This window comes from Helicobacter salomonis, assembly GCF_900197775.1.
Classification (GTDB): Bacteria; Campylobacterota; Campylobacteria; order Campylobacterales; family Helicobacteraceae; genus Helicobacter; species Helicobacter salomonis.
Genome location: NZ_FZMA01000004.1, coordinates 1 through 18,149, shown reverse-complemented (window position 1 = coordinate 18,149; position 18,149 = coordinate 1). Strand labels below are relative to the sequence as shown.

Genomic DNA, 18,149 nt, shown 5'->3' with positions numbered 1-18,149 from the left:
AGTCTTAGAGAACTTTTCTATAAAGGAGTAGCATGAGTCGTGAGTACTGCGCCAAACGCGCCAACGATCCCATTAAAACCCAGTTGCACTACGCTAAAAAGGGCGTGATCACCGAAGAGATGGCTTATATTGCCAATGTGGAGGAAGTTAGTCCGGAATTGGTACGCTCTGAAGTGGCACGCGGGCGTTTGATCATTCCGGCGAATATCCAACACCAAAATTTAGAGCCCATGGGCATTGGAATCGCGTTAAAAACTAAGATTAACGCCAATATTGGCAGTTCTGCCATCATCCACTCGGTGGATGAAGAAGTACAAAAACTCCAAGTGGCTATCAAATACGGAGCAGACACGGTGATGGATCTCTCCACCGGGGGGGATTTAGATACGATTCGCCAAGAGATTATCAATGCCTCCAGTGTGCCTATCGGCACCGTGCCGATGTATCAAATTTTGCACGATGTGAACAACGATGTGATGAAACTAGACATCGACACGATGTTAGGGGTATTAGAAAAACAAGCTAAGCAGGGGGTGAGTTATTTTACCATCCACTGCGGGTTTTTACTTGAGCACATGCCCTTTGTGAGCAAGCGCAAAATGGGCATTGTGAGTCGAGGGGGGAGTTTAATGGCCTCTTGGATGATGCATTATCACAAACAAAACCCCTTTTATGATGCCTTTGATGATATTCTTGCCATTTGTCAGCAATACGATGTGAGTTTGAGTTTGGGGGATTCGCTACGCCCGGGTTGTTTAGCCGATGCGAGCGACACCGCCCAATTTGCCGAGTTGAAAGTATTGGGTGAGTTGGCACAACGCGCTTATAAAAAAGATGTGCAGGTGATGATTGAGGGTCCTGGACATGTGCCCTTGAATCAGATCGAACGCAATGTCAAGCTCCAACAGGAGTTTTGTAACCAAGCTCCCTTTTATGTGCTAGGACCTTTGGTTACCGACATTGCTGCTGGCTACGATCATATCGCTAGTGCGATTGGGGCATGTGTAGCCGCGTGGAAAGGAGTAGCAATGCTCTGTTATGTTACGCCCAAAGAGCATCTAGGCTTGCCCAATGCCAAAGATGTTAGAGAGGGGATTCTAGCCTACAAAATCGCCGCCCATGCTGCCGACATCGCACGAGGTCGGATAAACGCACGCGTGCGCGATGACTTGATGAGCGATGCGCGCTACGCTTTCGAGTGGAACAAGCAGTTTGAGCTCGCCCTTGACCCAGAGCGTGCGCGTGAATACCACGATGAAGCTCTACCTCAAGAAGTATTTAAAGAAGCAGAATTTTGCTCCATGTGCGGACCCAAGTTTTGCAGCTATAAGGTGAGTCAAGAAGTGTTCAAGCGCTATAATAAAGATGCGCAGGGAGCTTAGTTCTTGTGCGAGGAGGTGATGTAGTAATAGATTGCCTTGATCTCATCAGGAGTGAGGTTGTATTTAGGCATGATGGATCGTCCCCGCTCTAGGGCACTTTTGAAGCGCTCAAAGCTCAGGTTGTAGATGGGGGGGGCGCTGAAGATGCGTTCTTTGTTGTGATGGACATAGCGGGTAATTACTCGCTCCTCCCCTAATAAGCCGTGGCATTTTACACAGCTGATGTCTCTAGGGTTCTTATATAGCTCTTTACCATACTCCAAAATGGTGATGAAGCTGTTGTCTTTGTTTTTGGGTGTGTTCTGCGCACCCATGCCAAATCCGCCTAAACATAGCCATGCAATCATCGCTCGACGCATACCAGCCCCTTTCAGAGAATTTTGACTATAATAGCGCAAAAATTTCTTAGGATGGACATGGTCTTACTGAATGGGCAGGCCTTAGCAAAACACAAAGAGGAAACTTTGCAAGAGGAGGTGGCACGCCTGGGCATGGCACCTGTTTTGGCGGTGGTGTTGGTGGGAGATAATCCAGCCAGCCAGCTTTATGTGCAGATGAAAGCTAGGGCATGTGCACGGGTGGGGATTACCTGTCAGATTCAGCGCCTAGGGGAGTCTACGCCGCAGAGTGAACTTTTAGAGATCTTGCGCACACTCAACCACGATTCGCAGGTGCATGGAATTTTGGTCCAACTCCCTCTGCCCGCACACATGGATACGCGCGAAATTTTGGAGGCCATCGATCCTAGTAAGGATGTAGATGGTTTTCACCCGCTCAATGTGGGACGGGTTTATTCAGATAGTCTGCTCAGGGGCTTTTTGCCGGCTACAGCGATGGGGGTCATGCAGCTTTTGGAACATTATCAAGTTCCCATTAGGGGACAGGATGTGGTCATTGTGGGGGCAAGCAATATTATTGGCAAGCCCCTAGCTTCCTTGATGCTCAATGCAGGGGCTAGCGTGAGTGTATGTCATATTCTCACGAAGGATTTGCGCATGTACACCCAAAAGGCAGATATTGTGTGTGTGGGTGTAGGTAAACCCGGACTCATCGGTCCAGATTTACTCAAAGAGGGGGCAGTGGTGGTGGACATTGGGATTAGCAAGCAGGGGGATAAGGTTGTAGGCGATGTGGATTTTGAAGCGGTGCACCACAAAGTCAGCTACATTACCCCTGTACCCGGCGGAGTAGGGCCTATGACCATTAGCGCCCTCTTGCAGAACACGCTTTTAGCTGCTCAATCTAGCTTGTTGGAGCGTTCATGCTAAAAACCTTATCGCGTTTTGCGTCTAGTTGGGTGGGGACAATTATCTTGGTGCTTTTGGCGATCTTCTTCGTCGCACAAGCTTTCATTATCCCCTCGCGTTCGATGGTGGGGACTCTCTATGAGGGGGATATGCTCTTTGTAAAGAAGTTTGCCTATGGAATCAGTATCCCCAGACTTCCATGGCTAGATATCCCGCTCTTGCCAGATTTTAAGGGAAATGGGCATTTGATAGAGGGGAAGCGCCCCAATCGGGGCGAGGTGGTGGTCTTTATCCCCCCTCAAGATAAGGGTTACTATGTCAAACGCCTTTTTGCGGTAGGGGGTGATGAGGTCATTTTCAATCAGGACGGCTTTTACCTGCGCCCTTTTGAGAGTGAGAGTGATCCCACCTATATTACTAAGCGCTTTCCTCACCATAAAATTAAGCAGTTTTTAGGGAGGGATTTTGTCTTTGCTCCCTATGCTTCAGAGCACAAAGGAATTTTTTACGCCCGAAACAATCAGACTTTTCAGGTCATGCGAGCTCTCTACCACCATCAATTTGGTGCTAAGGGCATGTCCGTGAGCATGCAGGAGATGGACTTGGGTGATGAGGTAGTATTTTATACCAAAGTTAAGCCCGATCACTTCTTCATGATCGGGGATAATCGGGACGATAGCAGCGATTCACGCTTTTGGGGAAGTGTGTCCTATAGCCATATTGTGGGCACGCCATGGTTTGTCTACTTTAGTATTAACTTAACCAATAGCCAGGACATGCATAGCCCTAAGGAAATCTTTAAAGTGCGTTGGAAGCGCATGTTCAAGAGTTTGCAGGGCTTAGAGGCGTTGGCGGCTAAAGGGAAGTGAATGGAAGTGTTACTAGGTTGTGATCATGCAGGGTTAGATTTAGCAGAGTTTTTAGAGAGACTTCTGAAAGAAGAAGAGGCACGGCTTAAGATATACAAACCCCCCAGGGGCACTCAAGTAGATTACCCCGATATTGCCCAGCAACTTGCCCGGGATTTGCACGAAGAAGCTGTAGGGGTTCTAGTGTGTGGAAGTGGGATTGGCATGAGCATCGCATGCAATAAAATACCTCGCATACGAGCGGCGCTGTGTACGGATGCTTACATGGCAAAAATGGCGCGCTTGCATAATGATGCTAATGTGCTCTGCTTGGGTCAGAATGTGGTTGGCTTTGGAGTGGCGCAGAGCATTTTACATGCGTTTTTACACACGGCATTTGAGGGAGGGCGGCATGTGCGCCGAATCGCTAAATTAGAGGACATCCGCCTATGCTAGCCCAATGGATGATCATCACCCTCATTGTGTTGTTTGTTACCTATATGGCTATTCGTGCGTTTTTCTACCGCTCAGTGGCTAAACGACAAGAAAAATACGCTGCATCTATGAAGCTCACCTTGCAGGAGGCGGAGGTGTTGATTCAAAAACACCAATTGCAGCTCCAACGATCTCTAGGAAATATTGATATCTTGACCCATGAAATGAATGCGCTCAAGGATGAAGTCAAGGTGCTCAAGCAGCGCAACGCCCAATACCGCCTCGAAACCGATCAATACAAAGCTCGTATTCGTGAGCTAGAACAAAAAATTGAAGCGTTATTGTAAGGAGATCGATGTTTACTCAAAAACTCAAAGCCCAACTCCAAGAGACTATTAGAGAAGTCAAGGACTATCCTAGGAGTGGTATTCTATTCAGAGATATCACCCCGCTCATCAACCATCCCGTGCTCTTTTCCAGATTAATAGACACCTTAAAACTGCGCTACCAGCATCACAGCATTGATTTTGTGGTGGGTATTGAAGCGCGGGGCTTTATCTTGGGTGCAGCACTTGCTTATGCATTGGGGGTGGGCTTTGTGCCCATACGCAAAAAAGGCAAATTGCCTTTTAAAACAATTAGCGCACAATATCAACTCGAATATGGTAGCGATAGTGTAGAGATGCACACAGACGCATTTCGAGAGATCAAAGACGCGCATGTCTTGCTGATAGATGATTTAATCGCAACAGGGGGCACGGCCCTAGCCAGCTTAGAGCTTTTAGCGAGATTACAAGCGAAGTGTTTGGAAGCATGTTTTCTGATCAATTTGCAGGAGTTAGGGGGTTTAGATAAGATGGCAGAAAAAGTCAATACATTTAGCGTTCTGGAGTATCCATGCTAAATCTTCAAAGTGGGCATTGATGGAAGCTTATATTATAGAGCTGTGGAACCAATATGCGCCCACTTGGGGTTATTTGATTCTCTTTTTTTGGAGTATTTTGGAGGGCGAAATTGGCTTGATCTTGGCTGGTATTGCATGCTATTCTGGGCATATGCATCTTTTATGGGCGATCTTAGTCGCTGGCTTGGGAGGTTTTACTGGGGATCAGATCTATTTTTACATCGGACGCACCAGTAAAGCTTACATCAATAAAAAGTTAGAAAAACAGCGGCGTAAGCTCGCCCTAGCGCATTTGCTCTTGCAAAAATATGGTTGGTTTGTGATCTTTATCCAACGCTACATGTATGGCATGCGCACCATCATTCCTATCAGTATCGGGCTGACGCGTTATAGCGCACTGAAATTTGCTATTATCAATCTACTGAGTGCTTTTGTGTGGGCTTCGATCACGATTGTGTTGGCATGGTTTTTTGGAGAGCAGATTTTCCAAGTGCTCGAAGTGCTTAAGCGTTATCCCTACCTTGTTATATTACTATTAGTCTGCGTGCTGGGGTTTGTCATCTGGTATTTCCAAGCCCACACTAAGAAAATTGATAAAAAAATTCAAAGAGTCCAAAAAGGCTTAAAACTCAAGAAAGGATCGTAATGTTGCAGTTTAAGTTAGACCATGCGTCTTTTGAGCAGGCTAAAGCCGATGTAGCCGTTGTGTTTGTGGTGGAGAAAGACCTCAACCACCCATGGGTATATCATAAGGAAGTTTTAGAAACTTTCCACTACGAGGGTGAGGGGGTGTTTTTAGATCAGGCCCATAAAAGGTTGTATGTGGGAGTGGCGCACAATGATGTGCATCTCTTTAGAGAGGCGGCGTGTTTAGCCACTAAAACGCTGAAAAAATACCATTTTAAGAGTGTAAAAGTAGGGCTCTACGCGGCTAAGCACACCAATGGGGGTGAATGTCCCCTAGGGCAAACCATGTTAGCAATCTTTACAGGATTGCAATTTGGGCTCTACAATTACGAAGTGTATAAGAGCAAAAAAGAGACCGTGCATTTGAAAGAAGTCGTATTAGCCTTAGGGGAAGCCCATGAGTTTAAACACGAAGTCAAAACCCTAGAGCACAATTTAGAAAAGCTCCTGCACAAAGCCCATGTTTTAGTCGAACATGTGAACTTAGCGCGCGATTTGGTCAACACCCCCCCCGATGTGGCCAGCGCACCCTACATCGCTAAAAAAGCCCAAGATTTAGCTGAGAAAAACGGGCTAGAGTGTTTCGTGCACGGGGAGGATTATCTGAAAGAAAAGGGCATGAACGCCTATTTAGCGGTGAATCGCGCCTCTGCTAACCCCCCTCAACTCGTGCATGTGGTCTACAAGCCTAAGAATGCTAAGAAAAAGATTGTTTTAGTAGGCAAGGGCCTGACCTATGATTGTGGCGGGTTAAGTATTAAAACCGCGGAATACATGATCACCATGAAAGCGGACAAGGGCGGGGCGTGTGCAGTGCTAGCCACGATCAATGCTCTAGCCCACCTAAAGGTAGAAGCGGAAGTGCACGCTGTGTTAGGTTTGGCTGAGAACATGATCGCTGGAGATGCTTACCGTCCCGATGATATTTTGCGATCCAAAGAGGGCAAAACAATTGAAGTGCGCAACACTGATGCAGAAGGGCGCTTGGTGTTGGCCGATTGTCTGAGCTTCGCCCAAGATTTAGAACCCGATGTTCTCGTGGATTTTGCGACTCTCACGGGGGCTTGCGTGGTGGGCTTGGGTTCTTACACTAGTGGAATTATGGGCAATAATGAAGAACTCAAAAGCCAATTTGAGCACGCTGCGCTCAAAAGTGGGGAATTGGTCGCCAAATTGCCCTTTAACCGCCACTTGCGCAAACTCCTAGACTCCAAAATGGCAGATATTGCCAATATCACTCCCGTGCGCTATGGGGGTGCGGTGACTGCAGGACTCTTCTTAAACGAGTTTATCCGCGAGGAATACAAAGACAAATGGTTGCACATCGACATCGCTGGACCTGCTTACATTGAAAAAGATTGGGATGTGAATACCCCGGGTGCTAGTGGAGCGGGTGTGCGTATGTGCGTGGAATTTGTGTTAGAGAGTTTAAAATAGTGGGACTCTCCATTGGAATCGTAGGTCTGCCCAATGTGGGCAAATCGAGTTTATTCAACGCGCTCACCCGCAGTGCCCAAGCCCAAAGCGCTAACTACCCTTTCTGCACCATCGATCCCAATAAAGCCCTTGTAGATGTGCCCGATGCGCGCTTGGGTGAATTAGCGCGCATTGTCAAGCCTGAGCGTGTCCAACACTCAAGCGTAGAGTTTGTAGACATCGCTGGGCTCATCAAGGGGGCTTCTCAGGGTGAGGGCTTGGGAAATCAGTTTTTAGCGCATGTGCGTGAATGCGCCGTGATCTTGCATGTGGTGCGCTGTTTTGAAGATAGCGATGTGGTGCATGTCAACTCTGTGATCAACCCTTTAGCGGACATTGAAACTATTGAAATCGAACTCATTCTAGCCGACATCCAGTCTTTGCAAAAACGCTTAGAACGCCTAGAGAAGCTCGCTAAGAATTCTAAAGAGGCAGGGGCACAGTTGGAGCTTGCGCGCGCGCTTTTAGCGCATTTAAATGAATTAAGGCCCGCGAGTGCATTCGCACAAAAGGATCACCCCACTTTTTTAGAACTCGACCAAGAGCTGCGTTTTTTAAGTGCCAAGACGATGATCTATGTGGCCAATGTAAATGAGGCGCATGTGAGTGCGTTGAATGCGCATGCCTTAAGCGTGCAGGAACTAGCCAAAGCGAGGAAGACGGGCTTTGTGGGGCTGTGTGCCAAACTTGAAGAAGAGCTTGTGAGCATGGAGGAACTGGAGGCACAGGAGTTTTTGCAGAGTTTGGGCGTGGAGCAGAGCGGGTTGGATCAGATTATCCGCCTGGGTTTTGATGCGCTAGGGCTGATGAGCTATTTCACGGCTGGGGTCAAGGAGGTGCGCGCCTGGACCATTGCCAAAGGGTCTAAGGCACCAACAGCTGCAGGGGTGATTCACAAGGACTTTGAAAAAGGTTTTATCCGCGCTGAAACCATTGCCTACAAAGATTTTATCGCCTACGGGGGAGAACAAGGAGCCAAGGAAAAGGGTGCGTTGCGCATTGAGGGCAAGGATTACATTGTGCAAGATGGGGATGTGATGCATTTTAGGTTCAATGTATAGCCATGCTATAATGCGTTTATTCTGTTTAAGGAGAGTTTATGGCCAATAACCTCGCCCATATCGATCAAGTTACTAATTTACACCGCAATAATGAGTTGCAACTCTTGTGCTTTAGATTGGGCAAGAATAAAGACCTTTATGCCGTGAATGTCTTTAAAATCCGCGAGGTAGTGAAATACAATGGAAGTTTGACCATGATTAGTCATGAACCTAACTCACTGGTCGAAGGGCTCATTATCATCAGGGAGTTGACAATTCCCCTCATTGACATGAAGAAGTGGTTTTACTACGATAGTAATAATAAGCAGAAAGACCTGCGCCCCTTTAGAATCGAGAAAAGCCCCGATGAAAACGATATTATTATGATTTGCGAGTTTTCACGCTGGACCATTGGGGTGCGAATCTATGAGGCCGATCGTATTCTCAATAAGAAATGGACAGAGATCGAGCAGAGTGCGGGCGTGGGAGGCAATACGGGTAATTCCAAGTTAGTGAGTCGCACCCGTTATTTTGATGGGCGGCTGGTGCAGGTGGTGGACATTGAAAAGATGCTCACCGATGTCTTCCCTTGGATTGAGGAGGAGAGCCATGAAGAGTTGAGTAGACTTTCACAACTCTACAGCGATAAAGTGGTTTTATTTGCCGACGATTCCCCCAGCGTAGTCAAGACCATGCAGGTGATTTTAGACAAATTGGGCATCAAGCACATCGATTTTATCAATGGGCAGCAGCTTTTAAACTATCTCTTTGATAAAGACACGATCGTTGGGGATATTGGACTCATCATCACGGATTTAGAGATGCCAGAAGCGAGTGGATTTGAAGTGATTAGGCGTGTGAAGTCAGACTCGACGACAGCAAAGATTCCCATTGTTGTGAATTCTTCGATGAGTGGGAGTAGCAATGAAGAAATGGCGCGCTCCCTGCATGCTGATGATTTCATTTCTAAATCCAATCCTTTAGATGTTGAGCGCATTATTAAGCAATTCTTGCCTGTTAAAAGTCTTTAATGTTAGATTACCACGCGATTCCCTCACCCTGTTATGTGCTTGAACTGGCGAAATTGCAGCACAATTTAAGCATTTTGGAGCGAACACAGAGAGAAGCAGGCATCAAAATTTTACTCGCACTCAAGGGCTTTGCCTTCTGGCGGAGTTTTGAGTGGGTGCGTGCAAGTTTGCATGGTTGTTGCGCAAGTGGCGTGTATGAAGCTTTACTAGCCTATGAAGAATTTGGCTCCAGAGAGAGTGGCAAAGAAATCTGTGTCTTTAGTCCTGCTTTTAAACCCGGCGATATTGCGCAGATTTTGCCCATTGCAACTCATATCATCTTTAATTCTTTTGCCCAATACCACACCTATAAAGATTTGGTGTTCGCTAAAAACAAGAAGCTAGAAAAATTGGGGCTTTCTCCCATTAAAATGGGTCTGCGCATTAATCCTCTCCACAGCCGTGTACAACCCATAATCTATAACCCTTGCGCACCCCATAGCCGTTTGGGTATCACCCCTCAGGCCTTCGTGGAGGGTATGGCACACTATGGTTTAGAGGGAGTGAGTGGATTGCACTTCCACACCCATTGTGAACAGGACGCGCCTGCTTTGCAAGAAACCTTGGAGCATGTCTGCCGTCATTTTGGTGCAACTCTAGTACAGATGGAATGGCTGAACATGGGCGGAGGGCAGCATATCACTAAGGAGGGTTATGCCCTAGAGGTCTTGATATCAGCGGTGCAAGCACTCAAAGCAGATTATCCCAATCTCAAAGAGATTTTTTGTGAACCCGGAGAAGCAGTAGGCTGGCAGAGCGGCTTTTTGCTCTCTAGTGTGGTGGATATTGTGCACAATGGGGCACAGATTGCGATCTTGGATGTGAGCATCACCAATCACATGCCCGATTGTTTGGAAATGCCCTATAAGCCAGATCTGTTCAAGGTAGCTAAAGATGGCAGCATAGAGGAGGCATGTGAGATAGGGGCATTTAGCTACTTTTTAGGGGGAGCAAGCTGTCTAGCTGGGGATTTCATCGGCCCTTATTGTTTTGAAACCCCCTTGAAAGCGGGCGATCGAATTGTCTTTAAAGACATGTTGCATTACACGATCGTCAAAAATAACACTTTCAACGGTATTGCCCTGCCCGCCCTAGGGATGCTAGCCCATGACAAGTTCACATTACTCAAAAGCTTTGAGTACATGCACTATAAGGAACGCAATTAGTTCCTGAGTGTGGCTACAAACCCGCGATCGAGTTTGGCATAGTCAACATAGAAAGTTCCGCGGTAGCCTCTCAACTCGAGATGTTCGCTCAACGAGGCCCTTTGATCCGCACCCATTTCGCAGACGAGGAATTTCACCCGCTTGCTCGCAGCCTCATCGATGAGAGCTTTGAGAATTTCATCGCCTTCCTCACCCCCATAGAGTGCGATTTCAGGTTCGTAACTCACAGAATCGTCTAAGGGATAGTCTAGGGGAATGTAGGGGGGGTTGCTCACTACCAAAGTGCGTGCAGGAATCTCTAAACCTTGGATGAGCGAGGTGTGCATTAGGGAAACACGCGCCTGCAGGCTGAAGGTGGTGATATTGATACTGGCTACTTCTAGTGCTTCCATAGAAATATCCGTGCCCACTACACTAATTTTTGGATGTTGTAGAGCTAGGCTAACGCCCACCACTCCGCTCCCTGTTCCTACATCGATCACATTTTTAATGCCATACTCTTGGATAAGTTCAGAAGCCTGATGGACCAAGAGTTCCGTCTCTGGTCTAGGAATCAAGACACGCTCGTCCACAAAAAAAAGGCGACTATAAAAGCTCACCTCATGGGTGATGTATTCGATGGGTTTGCCTCTGGCTCTGGCTTTGATCATGCGCATAAAGCGCTCCATAGCGAAATCATCAAGCTCCTCTTGCGCGTGTATATGCAGATACACCCGATCCACACCCAGCAGGTGGGCTAAGAGCAGCTCCGATTCAAGCGCAGTGCGCACACCCTTGTCTTTGAGAAATTTTTTTGCTTCATAGAGCGCCTTGGAGATATTAGTTTGCATAGAATCACAACTTAAAATTAAGGTTTGCAAAGGCGCATTCTATCCTAAAAAACCTTTAGAATGCTAGCGCATTTGTAGGCAATCTTTAGAGGGATTTGGCTATAATGGGCGCGATTGTCTTATCGTGATCAAAAGGATGTCTGTGGTTTATGGGGTCTTGTTCGGGGGGCAGAGCTACGAACACGAAATTAGTATCGTCAGTGCAATCGCGCTTAAGGAGGTTTTGGGCGCAGAGATTGGGCATTTTATCTTCTTGGATGGGACACATCGCTTCTACTTGATTCCGGCTAAGGAGATGCGTTCTCGTTTTTTTGCTAGCGGTCAGTACCGCAAATGCCCTGAGCTCTTCTTAAAACCCCATGGTTTCTACACCCAAGGTCTGTTAGGGGGTAAGCAGGTGGCATTTTCTACCCTCATCAATCTCATACACGGAGGCGATGGGGAGGATGGAAAACTCGCCTCTCTGTTGGATTTTTTTGAAATCCCTTTCATCGGGCCTAGAGTGGAGGGCTGCATTCTCAGTTACAGCAAATACCTCACCAAGGTTTTTGCCCAAGAGAGGGGAATCAAGGTATTACCCTATGTCTTCCTGGACAAACACCAAAGTGATGCGCTCAAGACTTTGGAGTTGCCTCTCATTGTCAAGCCCAGTCGCTTGGGGAGTTCAATTGGGATTGGCGTGATCAAAGAGTCTAAGGATATTGAATACATTTTAGATGAGGTCTTTGAATTTGATAATCAGGTGATTATAGAGCCTTTCAAGGCGGGCATTAAAGAATACAATTTGGCAGGTTGTATGGTTGAGGGGGGCAGTTACATCTTTTCCATTGTGGAGGAACCCCAAAAGAAGGAGCTATTGGGATTTGAGGAAAAGTATTTAGATTTTGGGCGCACCCAGAAAGTGGCTAAGGCACAGATCAGCACACAGCTCGAAGCGCAAATGCGCGCACTTTTCCAGCGCATTTACGAACCTTTTTTCGTGGGGGCAATTATCCGTTGTGATTTTTTTGTGATAGACGATCAAATCTTTTTAAACGAAATTAACCCTATTCCGGGAAGTTTAGCGCACTATCTCTTTGAGAATTTTAACGATGTGCTCGAGAATGTCCTCTTGCCCAAGAGCCCCCCCATTCCCATCACCTACCACTACATCAACCAAATTCAAAAAAACAAGTGATGGCCAGACGCAAGATAGTATATCAAGGGCACGATTTTGAGATTGCCTATGATCTGCATAATAAAAGCGCGCCTAAGAGCGTGGTGTTTTTGCACGGTTGGGGGAGCTCTAAGGAATTAATGCAGCACGCCTTTAAGACCCATTTTACAGATTACCAGCACTTTTACCTCGATTTGCCCGGCTTTGGTAAAAGCCCCAACCAGACTTTTCTCACTCCACAGGATTACGCCCACATCATCGACGCTTTTTTCCAATCCTTAGGCATTGTCCCAGATTTAATGGTGGGGCATAGTTTTGGGGGCAAGGTCGCCACTTTATGCTACAGTCAGGACTTAGTTTTGCTCAGTAGCGCGGGGATTGTGTTGCCTAAGTCTTTTAAAACCCGTCTAAAGATTCGATTGGCCAAAGGTTTGCGTGCATTAGGGGTGAGCAATCGCACGCTGAGAAGTGCAGACGCACAAGGCTTAAATCCAGCCATGTATGAAACTTTTAAATACACCATTCAAGAGGACTTTAGGGCACATTTTAGCGCCTGCACCAAGAACACTTTGATTTTATGGGGAGAACAAGACCACACAACTCCTCTGAAAGCGGGGCAGCAGATTGCAACCTTAATTCCTAACAACCGCTTGGTCATTATGCCCGGAGATCATTACTTTTTTTTAAAACAGGGGGCCCTGGTACAGCAGCATTGTTTGGAATATTTTAGCGCGCCATACATGGCCAAGCAGGGGTGATCATGGGGACATTAGAGTTAGGGGCAGTATGGGTGTTTATTATAGGGTTGAATTATTACCTGATGACTTTGTTACAATGGTATCACTACAGCTTTGCACGGGTGCTTACCAAACACCATAAAAGGCGTTGGCATTTTTACCATGTATTGTTGCCCCTAGCTATCTTTGTTATGACTCATGTAAGCCATTTGAATCATATCAAGATGTTTTTTGCTCTCTATGTTATTGGTATACAGATTCCGTGGCTGGTCTTGTGGGCTGTGAATTTGGATAAAAGACTCGTTTTCACTCCGCGCGTGTTGCGTTTCTTCGCACTCTTATTATTCTTTTTGCTTTTGGACATGCTAGTAGCACATTTTTTGGGGGAAATGCCTTTTTGGCGTTATGTCGTGCTGATGTGCTTGGTGCATGGGGCTTCTTGGGGTTTTGAAAAAAGTTGCGCACAGGGGTATGTGCGTTTGGCTCAAGACAAGCTCACGCGTATGTCTGATCTGAAAATCATCGCCATCACGGGGAGTTTTGGAAAAACCAGTGTCAAAAGCTATCTACAACAGATCCTCCAGGGGAAATACATTGCCTACAGCGCCTCGGGAAGTGTGAACACCTTGCTGGGCTTGAGTCGTGATATTAACCAAAATCTAGGAGAAAATGCCACACTCTACATTGCGGAGGCGGGCGCGCGCCAACCCGGAGATATCAAGGCAATCACCACATTTTTACAACCCCATTATGCCATCATCACCGAAGTGGGTAAACAGCATATTGAATATTTCAAGACCTTGGAGAATGTAGCCCAGACCAAGGCCGAGTTGCTCGATTCGGCGCGCTTAGAGCAGGCGTTTTGTTATAAGAGTCAAGCTTTGGAACCTTTTTTATCCGCACATCAAGATAAAATTACTTTCTATCCAGGCCAAACTAGGCAGGTGGAAGCCACTTTGGAGGGCACGCGTTTTGAGCTCTTTTTAGATCAAAAATGGGTTCCCTTTGAGAGCAAAATTTTAGGGGTTTTTAATGTGGAAAATATCAGTTTGGCCGTCATGGTTGGTTTTCACTTTGGTATCCCCATTGCACAATTACAACGCTTAGTTGCTAAACTCAATCCCGTCCCCCATCGCCTGCATGTCCTGCATACCCATAACAAAATCATCATTGACGATGGTTTTAATGGCAATCTGAAGGGAATGCTAGAGGGGGTGCGTTTGTGTAGTCTTTATCCAGGGCGTAAGGTGATTGTAACCCCAGGCCTGGTAGAAAGCGATGAAGCGTCTAATACCACGCTAGGCGAGGCGATCGACAAGGTCTTTGACATCGCCATCATTACTGGGGAGCTCAACATTCAAGTGTTGGGTCAAGCTATCCACAAACCTCAAAAGATTTTCTTAAAAGATAAGGCACAATTAGAACAAACCCTCCAAAGCGTTACGCTGGCACAAGACCTTATTTTATTTGCCAACGACGCGCCCAATTATATTTAAAGGACAACCATGCACCGACTCTACGCGCCATGGAGAAGCTCCTATCTACAAGGCACACACACACAGGGTTGTGTGTTTTGCGCCATCAGTCAGACGGCCCATTTAGACAAAAGTAACCATGTCCTGCATCGCGATGCGCGCGTGTTTGTGGTGATGAATCGCTACCCTTACAATCCAGGGCATTTCATGGTGATCCCTCACCAACATGTGGATAGCCCAGAACTTTTGAGCTTGGAAGATTGGCAACATTTACAAAAGCGCATGTATGAGGGTGTGCAATTACTCTATGCTTTTGGGGCAGATGGCATCAATCTAGGTTTTAATCTTAAGGATGCGGGGGGGGCGGGCATCAGCGCGCACTTGCACGGGCATTTAGTGCCCCGTTTTTATAAGGACACGAATTTTATCAGCGTGATTGGCGATACCCGCGTTTATGGTGTGGACTTTGAAGCGATCTATCAAGAACTCCAGGAAAAGGGAAAAACCTATTTCACCCCATGAAAGGAATGTGTATGCGAACACGGAGCTTTAAGATTTTTTGCGGGAGTGCACACCCTAGCTTTGGTAAGGAAGTTGCCAAACATCTCAGTGTCGGGCTCTCTAAAGCCATCTTGGGGCGTTTTAGTGATGGAGAGATCAATGTGCAAATCAGCGAATCGGTGCGAGGCCGAGATGTCTACATTGTGCAGCCCACATGCGCACCCGTGAACGATAATCTCATGGAGCTCTTGGTCATGGTAGATGCGTTGCGCCGCTCTTCGGCCAACTCCATCACCGCCGTTGTGCCTTATTTTGGGTATGCCAGACAGGATCGCAAAGCCGCCCCCAGAGTGCCTATTAGCGCCAAACTGGTGGCCGATTTGATGCAGAGCGTGTGCATCGATCGCGTGATCACTATGGACTTGCATGCCGGGCAAATCCAGGGCTTTTTTAACATTCCTGTGGATAATCTTTACGGATCGATTGTTTTTAGAGATTATATTTGTTCTAAGGATTTTAAGAACCCCGTGGTGGCTAGCCCTGATATTGGGGGCGTAGCGCGCGCGCGTTATTTTGCTAGCCAAATTGGCATGGATTTGGTTATCGTGGATAAACGGCGTGAAAGAGCTAATGAATCAGAAGTGATGAATATCATTGGGGAAGTGAAGGGGCGCGATGTGATTTTGGTAGATGATATGATCGATACAGCTGGAACTATTTGTAAGGCCGCTAGTATGCTCAAGGCAAAAGGTGCGCACTCTGTGATGGCGTTGGGCACGCATGCGGTGTTGAGTGGCAATGCCCTCAAACGCATTAAGGAGAGTGATCTTGATGAGGTGGTGGTGAGTAACTCGATTCCGCTCAAAGGTCCTCACCCAAAAATCACGATTTTGAGCGTTGCACCCCTGTTTGCAGAGGTGATTCGCCGTGTTTACCATAATGAAAGCGTGCAATCGCTCTTTGTCTAATTTAGAAGTTAAGGATCAAGATGGCTGATGTGGTTGTAGGGGTACAGTGGGGCGATGAGGGCAAGGGTAAGTTAGTAGACCGCTTGGCACAAGACTACGATTTTGTGGTGCGTTTTCAAGGGGGGCACAATGCAGGGCACACCATCGTGGCTAAAGGACGTACTTATGCCCTGCACCTCATCCCCTCAGGTGTGCTCTACCCTCAGTGCAAGAATGTCATTGGAAGTGGCGTGGTGATTGCTTTGGACGCGTTAGTTCAAGAAATTGCCCCCTTTGACAACCTACAAGGCAGATTATTCGTGAGCGAGCGCGCTCATTTGATTTTGCCCTACCACCAAATGTTAGAGAGTCGCCAAGAAGCCCAAAGCGCGATTGGCACGACACGCAAGGGCATCGGGCCAGCCTATCAGGATAAAATTGGGCGTGTGGGTTTGCGCATGGGGGATTTACTCCAGCCTAAGATTTTACAAGAGAAAATCGCTACCCTCGCCCATTTACACGACACTTCGATGCTAGAAAATTATCTGCACACCTATGCGCCTACTATTATCCCCTACATCGCTGACACAACGCGCATGCTCTGGGAGGGAGTGCAAGAGGGTAAGCGCATTTTACTAGAGGGAGCACAGGGGAGTATGCTTGACATTGATTTTGGCACTTATCCCTTTGTTACTAGCTCTACCACGATTAGCGCGGGGGCGTGTAGTGGGAGTGGTTTGAGCGTGAAAGACATTGACAAGATCATTGGAGTGGCTAAAGCCTATTGCACGCGCGTAGGCAATGGCCCTTTTCCTAGCGAAGAAAAAGGAGCTGTGGGAGAGTGGTTGCGTGAAAAAGGGCATGAATTTGGCACGACTACCCAGCGTGCGCGCCGTTGTGGGTATTTTGATGCTGTCGCAGTGCGCTATGCCTGTCGCCTCAATGGATGCACAGAATTAGTTTTGATGAAACTAGATGTCTTAGATGGCTTGGAAGAAATTCTAGTCTGTGTGGGTTATGAAAAAGAGGGGCAAACTATCAGCCACATGCCCCACTCCCTAGAAGGAGTCAAACCCCTTTATAAACGCTTTGCAGGCTGGACACGCAGCGCAGATGCATGCCATTTTCAGGACTTGCCCCAAGCAGCACAAATTTATGTCAACGCCCTAGAAGAGCTTGTGGGTGTGAGAATCAGTGCGATCTCCACCAGTCCCAAGCGAGAGAAAATGATTTTACGATGAGCCAATTTAAAGCCCTGCTCAAAATCAAACGCCAAGCCATGCAGCGCGCCCAAATTGACATCGCCAACAACCGCGCTCAGATCGCGCATAAAGAGCAGGAACTGCATGCCCTAAATGCACAATTATGCGACTTAAGCGTGCCTGCCCAAGGAGGTATGCATGGCTTTACCCAGCTCAACGCTCTGAAACATAATTACCGCTACGCGCTCACGCAGACACAGATCGCAATCGCCGAGCTAGAGCAAAAGGGGGCGCGTTTGCAAGAAGCTTACAAAGAGGCTAGCATGGAGTATGAGAAAATTCTTTATTTAGAGACTTTACAGACCCAAAAAGAGTTAGCACGCTTGAAAAAACTAGAGCATAAAGAGATGGATGCCATTGGCGCGAGTGTATTTATCCAAAACCAAAGGGGAGCGCATGTTTAGATGGTGTGTGTGGTTTATGGGCGCATTTCTCTTGGCAAAAGAAACTCCCGCCCAAGTAAAAGAAACTCCCGCCCAGCAATTCTTGCAGTGCAACGCGATTTTTGAATCCCGTAAAGCCGAGATCGATCGCCAACTGCAGGCCCTCCAAGAGCGTGCCCTCACACTCCAAACTCTCCAAAACCAAACCCAAAGCCTGCTTGATCAACGCAGCGCTAAAGTGGTGGAACGCGAAAAAGCCCTAGGGATTAAACTTAAAGAATTTGAAGATAAAGAGGCAAACCTTAAAAAAACGCAGGAGGAAAACGAAAAAAAGCTCAAAGCCTTGATCGCTAAAAATGAAAAATTGCTCAAGGAAATCAAAGCGGCTAGCCAGAGCAAATTGGCCAGCACCTATGCTAAAATGAAAGACTCCAAGGCTGCGCCCATTTTACAAGACCTATCCCCCGCTCAAGCAGCCCAAATTCTCTCAACCCTAGAAGCCAAGGACATGGGTAAAATTTTAGCCAAAATGGACCCCGCTAAAGCCGCCACGCTAACAGAAATGCTCCAAAAAGGTCCGCCCTTTAAAGACCCCCCCAAACC

Annotated in this window: 21 protein-coding genes; 19 read left to right on the top strand and 2 right to left on the bottom strand. The window is 47.2% G+C overall.

Annotated features, from left to right (window positions below; genetic code table 11):
- Positions 1-32: 32 nt before the first annotated feature.
- Positions 33-1,382, top strand: coding sequence for a phosphomethylpyrimidine synthase ThiC (thiC, locus tag C6H04_RS01075; protein ID WP_104695607.1), 1,350 nt, complete (start codon positions 33-35; stop codon positions 1,380-1,382).
- Here the strand turns inward: thiC and C6H04_RS01070 are convergent.
- Positions 1,379-1,696: a c-type cytochrome gene (locus C6H04_RS01070; RefSeq protein WP_104695643.1), complete on the bottom strand. Its 318-nt coding sequence runs from the start codon at positions 1,694-1,696 to the stop codon at positions 1,379-1,381. The two genes, thiC and C6H04_RS01070, sit on opposite strands and share 4 nt — an antisense overlap.
- Positions 1,697-1,798: 102 nt before the next feature.
- Between C6H04_RS01070 and C6H04_RS01065 the strand changes: the two genes are divergently transcribed.
- From C6H04_RS01065 to nspC, 10 genes are read left to right on the top strand one after another with little or no spacing between them, the layout of a single operon-like run.
- The gene (locus C6H04_RS01065; RefSeq protein ID WP_104732091.1) at positions 1,799-2,650 is read left to right on the top strand and encodes a bifunctional 5,10-methylenetetrahydrofolate dehydrogenase/5,10-methenyltetrahydrofolate cyclohydrolase; all 852 of its coding nucleotides are present in this window, start codon (positions 1,799-1,801) and stop codon (positions 2,648-2,650) included.
- The gene (gene lepB / locus C6H04_RS01060; RefSeq protein ID WP_104695605.1) at positions 2,644-3,498 is read left to right on the top strand and encodes a signal peptidase I; all 855 of its coding nucleotides are present in this window, start codon (positions 2,644-2,646) and stop codon (positions 3,496-3,498) included. The genes C6H04_RS01065 and lepB overlap by 7 nt, the downstream gene beginning before the upstream one ends.
- The gene (gene rpiB / locus C6H04_RS01055; RefSeq protein ID WP_104695604.1) at positions 3,499-3,933 is read left to right on the top strand and encodes a ribose 5-phosphate isomerase B; all 435 of its coding nucleotides are present in this window, start codon (positions 3,499-3,501) and stop codon (positions 3,931-3,933) included.
- Entirely contained in the window at positions 3,927-4,259 is a 333-nt protein-coding gene (locus C6H04_RS01050; protein ID WP_104695603.1) for a hypothetical protein, read from the top strand. The genes rpiB and C6H04_RS01050 overlap by 7 nt, the downstream gene beginning before the upstream one ends.
- An 8-nt stretch (positions 4,260-4,267) precedes the next feature.
- On the top strand, positions 4,268-4,816 hold the full coding sequence (apt, locus tag C6H04_RS01045; protein WP_104732090.1) for an adenine phosphoribosyltransferase: 549 nt from the start codon (positions 4,268-4,270) through the stop codon (positions 4,814-4,816).
- Positions 4,817-4,835: 19 nt separating this feature from the next.
- Positions 4,836-5,462, top strand: coding sequence for a DedA family protein (locus C6H04_RS01040; protein ID WP_104695601.1), 627 nt, complete (start codon positions 4,836-4,838; stop codon positions 5,460-5,462).
- Positions 5,462-6,940, top strand: a complete 1,479-nt coding sequence (locus C6H04_RS01035; protein ID WP_104732089.1) for a leucyl aminopeptidase — start codon at positions 5,462-5,464, stop codon at positions 6,938-6,940. The genes C6H04_RS01040 and C6H04_RS01035 overlap by 1 nt, the downstream gene beginning before the upstream one ends.
- The gene (ychF, locus tag C6H04_RS01030) at positions 6,940-8,040 is read left to right on the top strand and encodes a redox-regulated ATPase YchF (protein ID WP_104732088.1); all 1,101 of its coding nucleotides are present in this window, start codon (positions 6,940-6,942) and stop codon (positions 8,038-8,040) included. The genes C6H04_RS01035 and ychF overlap by 1 nt, the downstream gene beginning before the upstream one ends.
- Positions 8,041-8,078: 38 nt before the next feature.
- On the top strand, positions 8,079-9,050 hold the full coding sequence (locus C6H04_RS01025) for a chemotaxis protein (RefSeq protein ID WP_104732087.1): 972 nt from the start codon (positions 8,079-8,081) through the stop codon (positions 9,048-9,050).
- Positions 9,050-10,255: a carboxynorspermidine decarboxylase gene (gene nspC, locus C6H04_RS01020; RefSeq protein WP_104732086.1), complete on the top strand. Its 1,206-nt coding sequence runs from the start codon at positions 9,050-9,052 to the stop codon at positions 10,253-10,255. Before C6H04_RS01025 ends, nspC begins: the two co-directional genes overlap by 1 nt.
- Here nspC and prmC read toward each other — a convergent pair.
- Positions 10,252-11,085 (bottom strand): peptide chain release factor N(5)-glutamine methyltransferase, encoded by an 834-nt coding sequence (gene prmC, locus C6H04_RS01015; protein WP_104695642.1) that lies wholly within the window; start codon positions 11,083-11,085, stop codon positions 10,252-10,254. The two genes, nspC and prmC, sit on opposite strands and share 4 nt — an antisense overlap.
- A gap of 142 nt (positions 11,086-11,227) precedes the next feature.
- Here prmC and C6H04_RS01010 point away from each other — a divergent pair, with 142 nt between their 5' ends.
- The 8 genes from C6H04_RS01010 to C6H04_RS00975 all read left to right on the top strand — a co-directional run.
- The gene (locus C6H04_RS01010; RefSeq protein ID WP_104732085.1) at positions 11,228-12,262 is read left to right on the top strand and encodes a D-alanine--D-alanine ligase; all 1,035 of its coding nucleotides are present in this window, start codon (positions 11,228-11,230) and stop codon (positions 12,260-12,262) included.
- Complete coding sequence (estV, locus tag C6H04_RS01005) at positions 12,262-12,999, top strand: EstV family lipase (protein WP_104732084.1); 738 nt, start codon at positions 12,262-12,264, stop codon at positions 12,997-12,999. The genes C6H04_RS01010 and estV overlap by 1 nt, the downstream gene beginning before the upstream one ends.
- 2 nt (positions 13,000-13,001) lie before the next feature.
- Complete coding sequence (locus tag C6H04_RS01000) at positions 13,002-14,474, top strand: Mur ligase family protein (protein ID WP_104695594.1); 1,473 nt, start codon at positions 13,002-13,004, stop codon at positions 14,472-14,474.
- Positions 14,475-14,483: 9 nt separating this feature from the next.
- Positions 14,484-14,975, top strand: coding sequence for an HIT family protein (locus tag C6H04_RS00995; RefSeq protein WP_104732083.1), 492 nt, complete (start codon positions 14,484-14,486; stop codon positions 14,973-14,975).
- 11 nt (positions 14,976-14,986) lie between these two features.
- Positions 14,987-15,922, top strand: coding sequence for a ribose-phosphate pyrophosphokinase (locus C6H04_RS00990; protein ID WP_104695592.1), 936 nt, complete (start codon positions 14,987-14,989; stop codon positions 15,920-15,922).
- Between the two features lie 14 nt (positions 15,923-15,936).
- Positions 15,937-17,142 carry an adenylosuccinate synthase gene (locus C6H04_RS00985; RefSeq protein WP_199767065.1) on the top strand — a complete coding sequence of 402 codons (1,206 nt, stop codon included), beginning with the start codon at positions 15,937-15,939 and terminating at the stop codon, positions 17,140-17,142.
- Positions 17,139-17,567 (top strand): flagellar FliJ family protein, encoded by a 429-nt coding sequence (locus C6H04_RS00980; RefSeq protein WP_104695590.1) that lies wholly within the window; start codon positions 17,139-17,141, stop codon positions 17,565-17,567. Before C6H04_RS00985 ends, C6H04_RS00980 begins: the two co-directional genes overlap by 4 nt.
- Positions 17,560-18,149, top strand: a 590-nt coding sequence (locus C6H04_RS00975; RefSeq protein WP_233711805.1) for a MotE family protein, incomplete at its 3' end; no start/stop codon positions are given. The genes C6H04_RS00980 and C6H04_RS00975, both read left to right, overlap by 8 nt.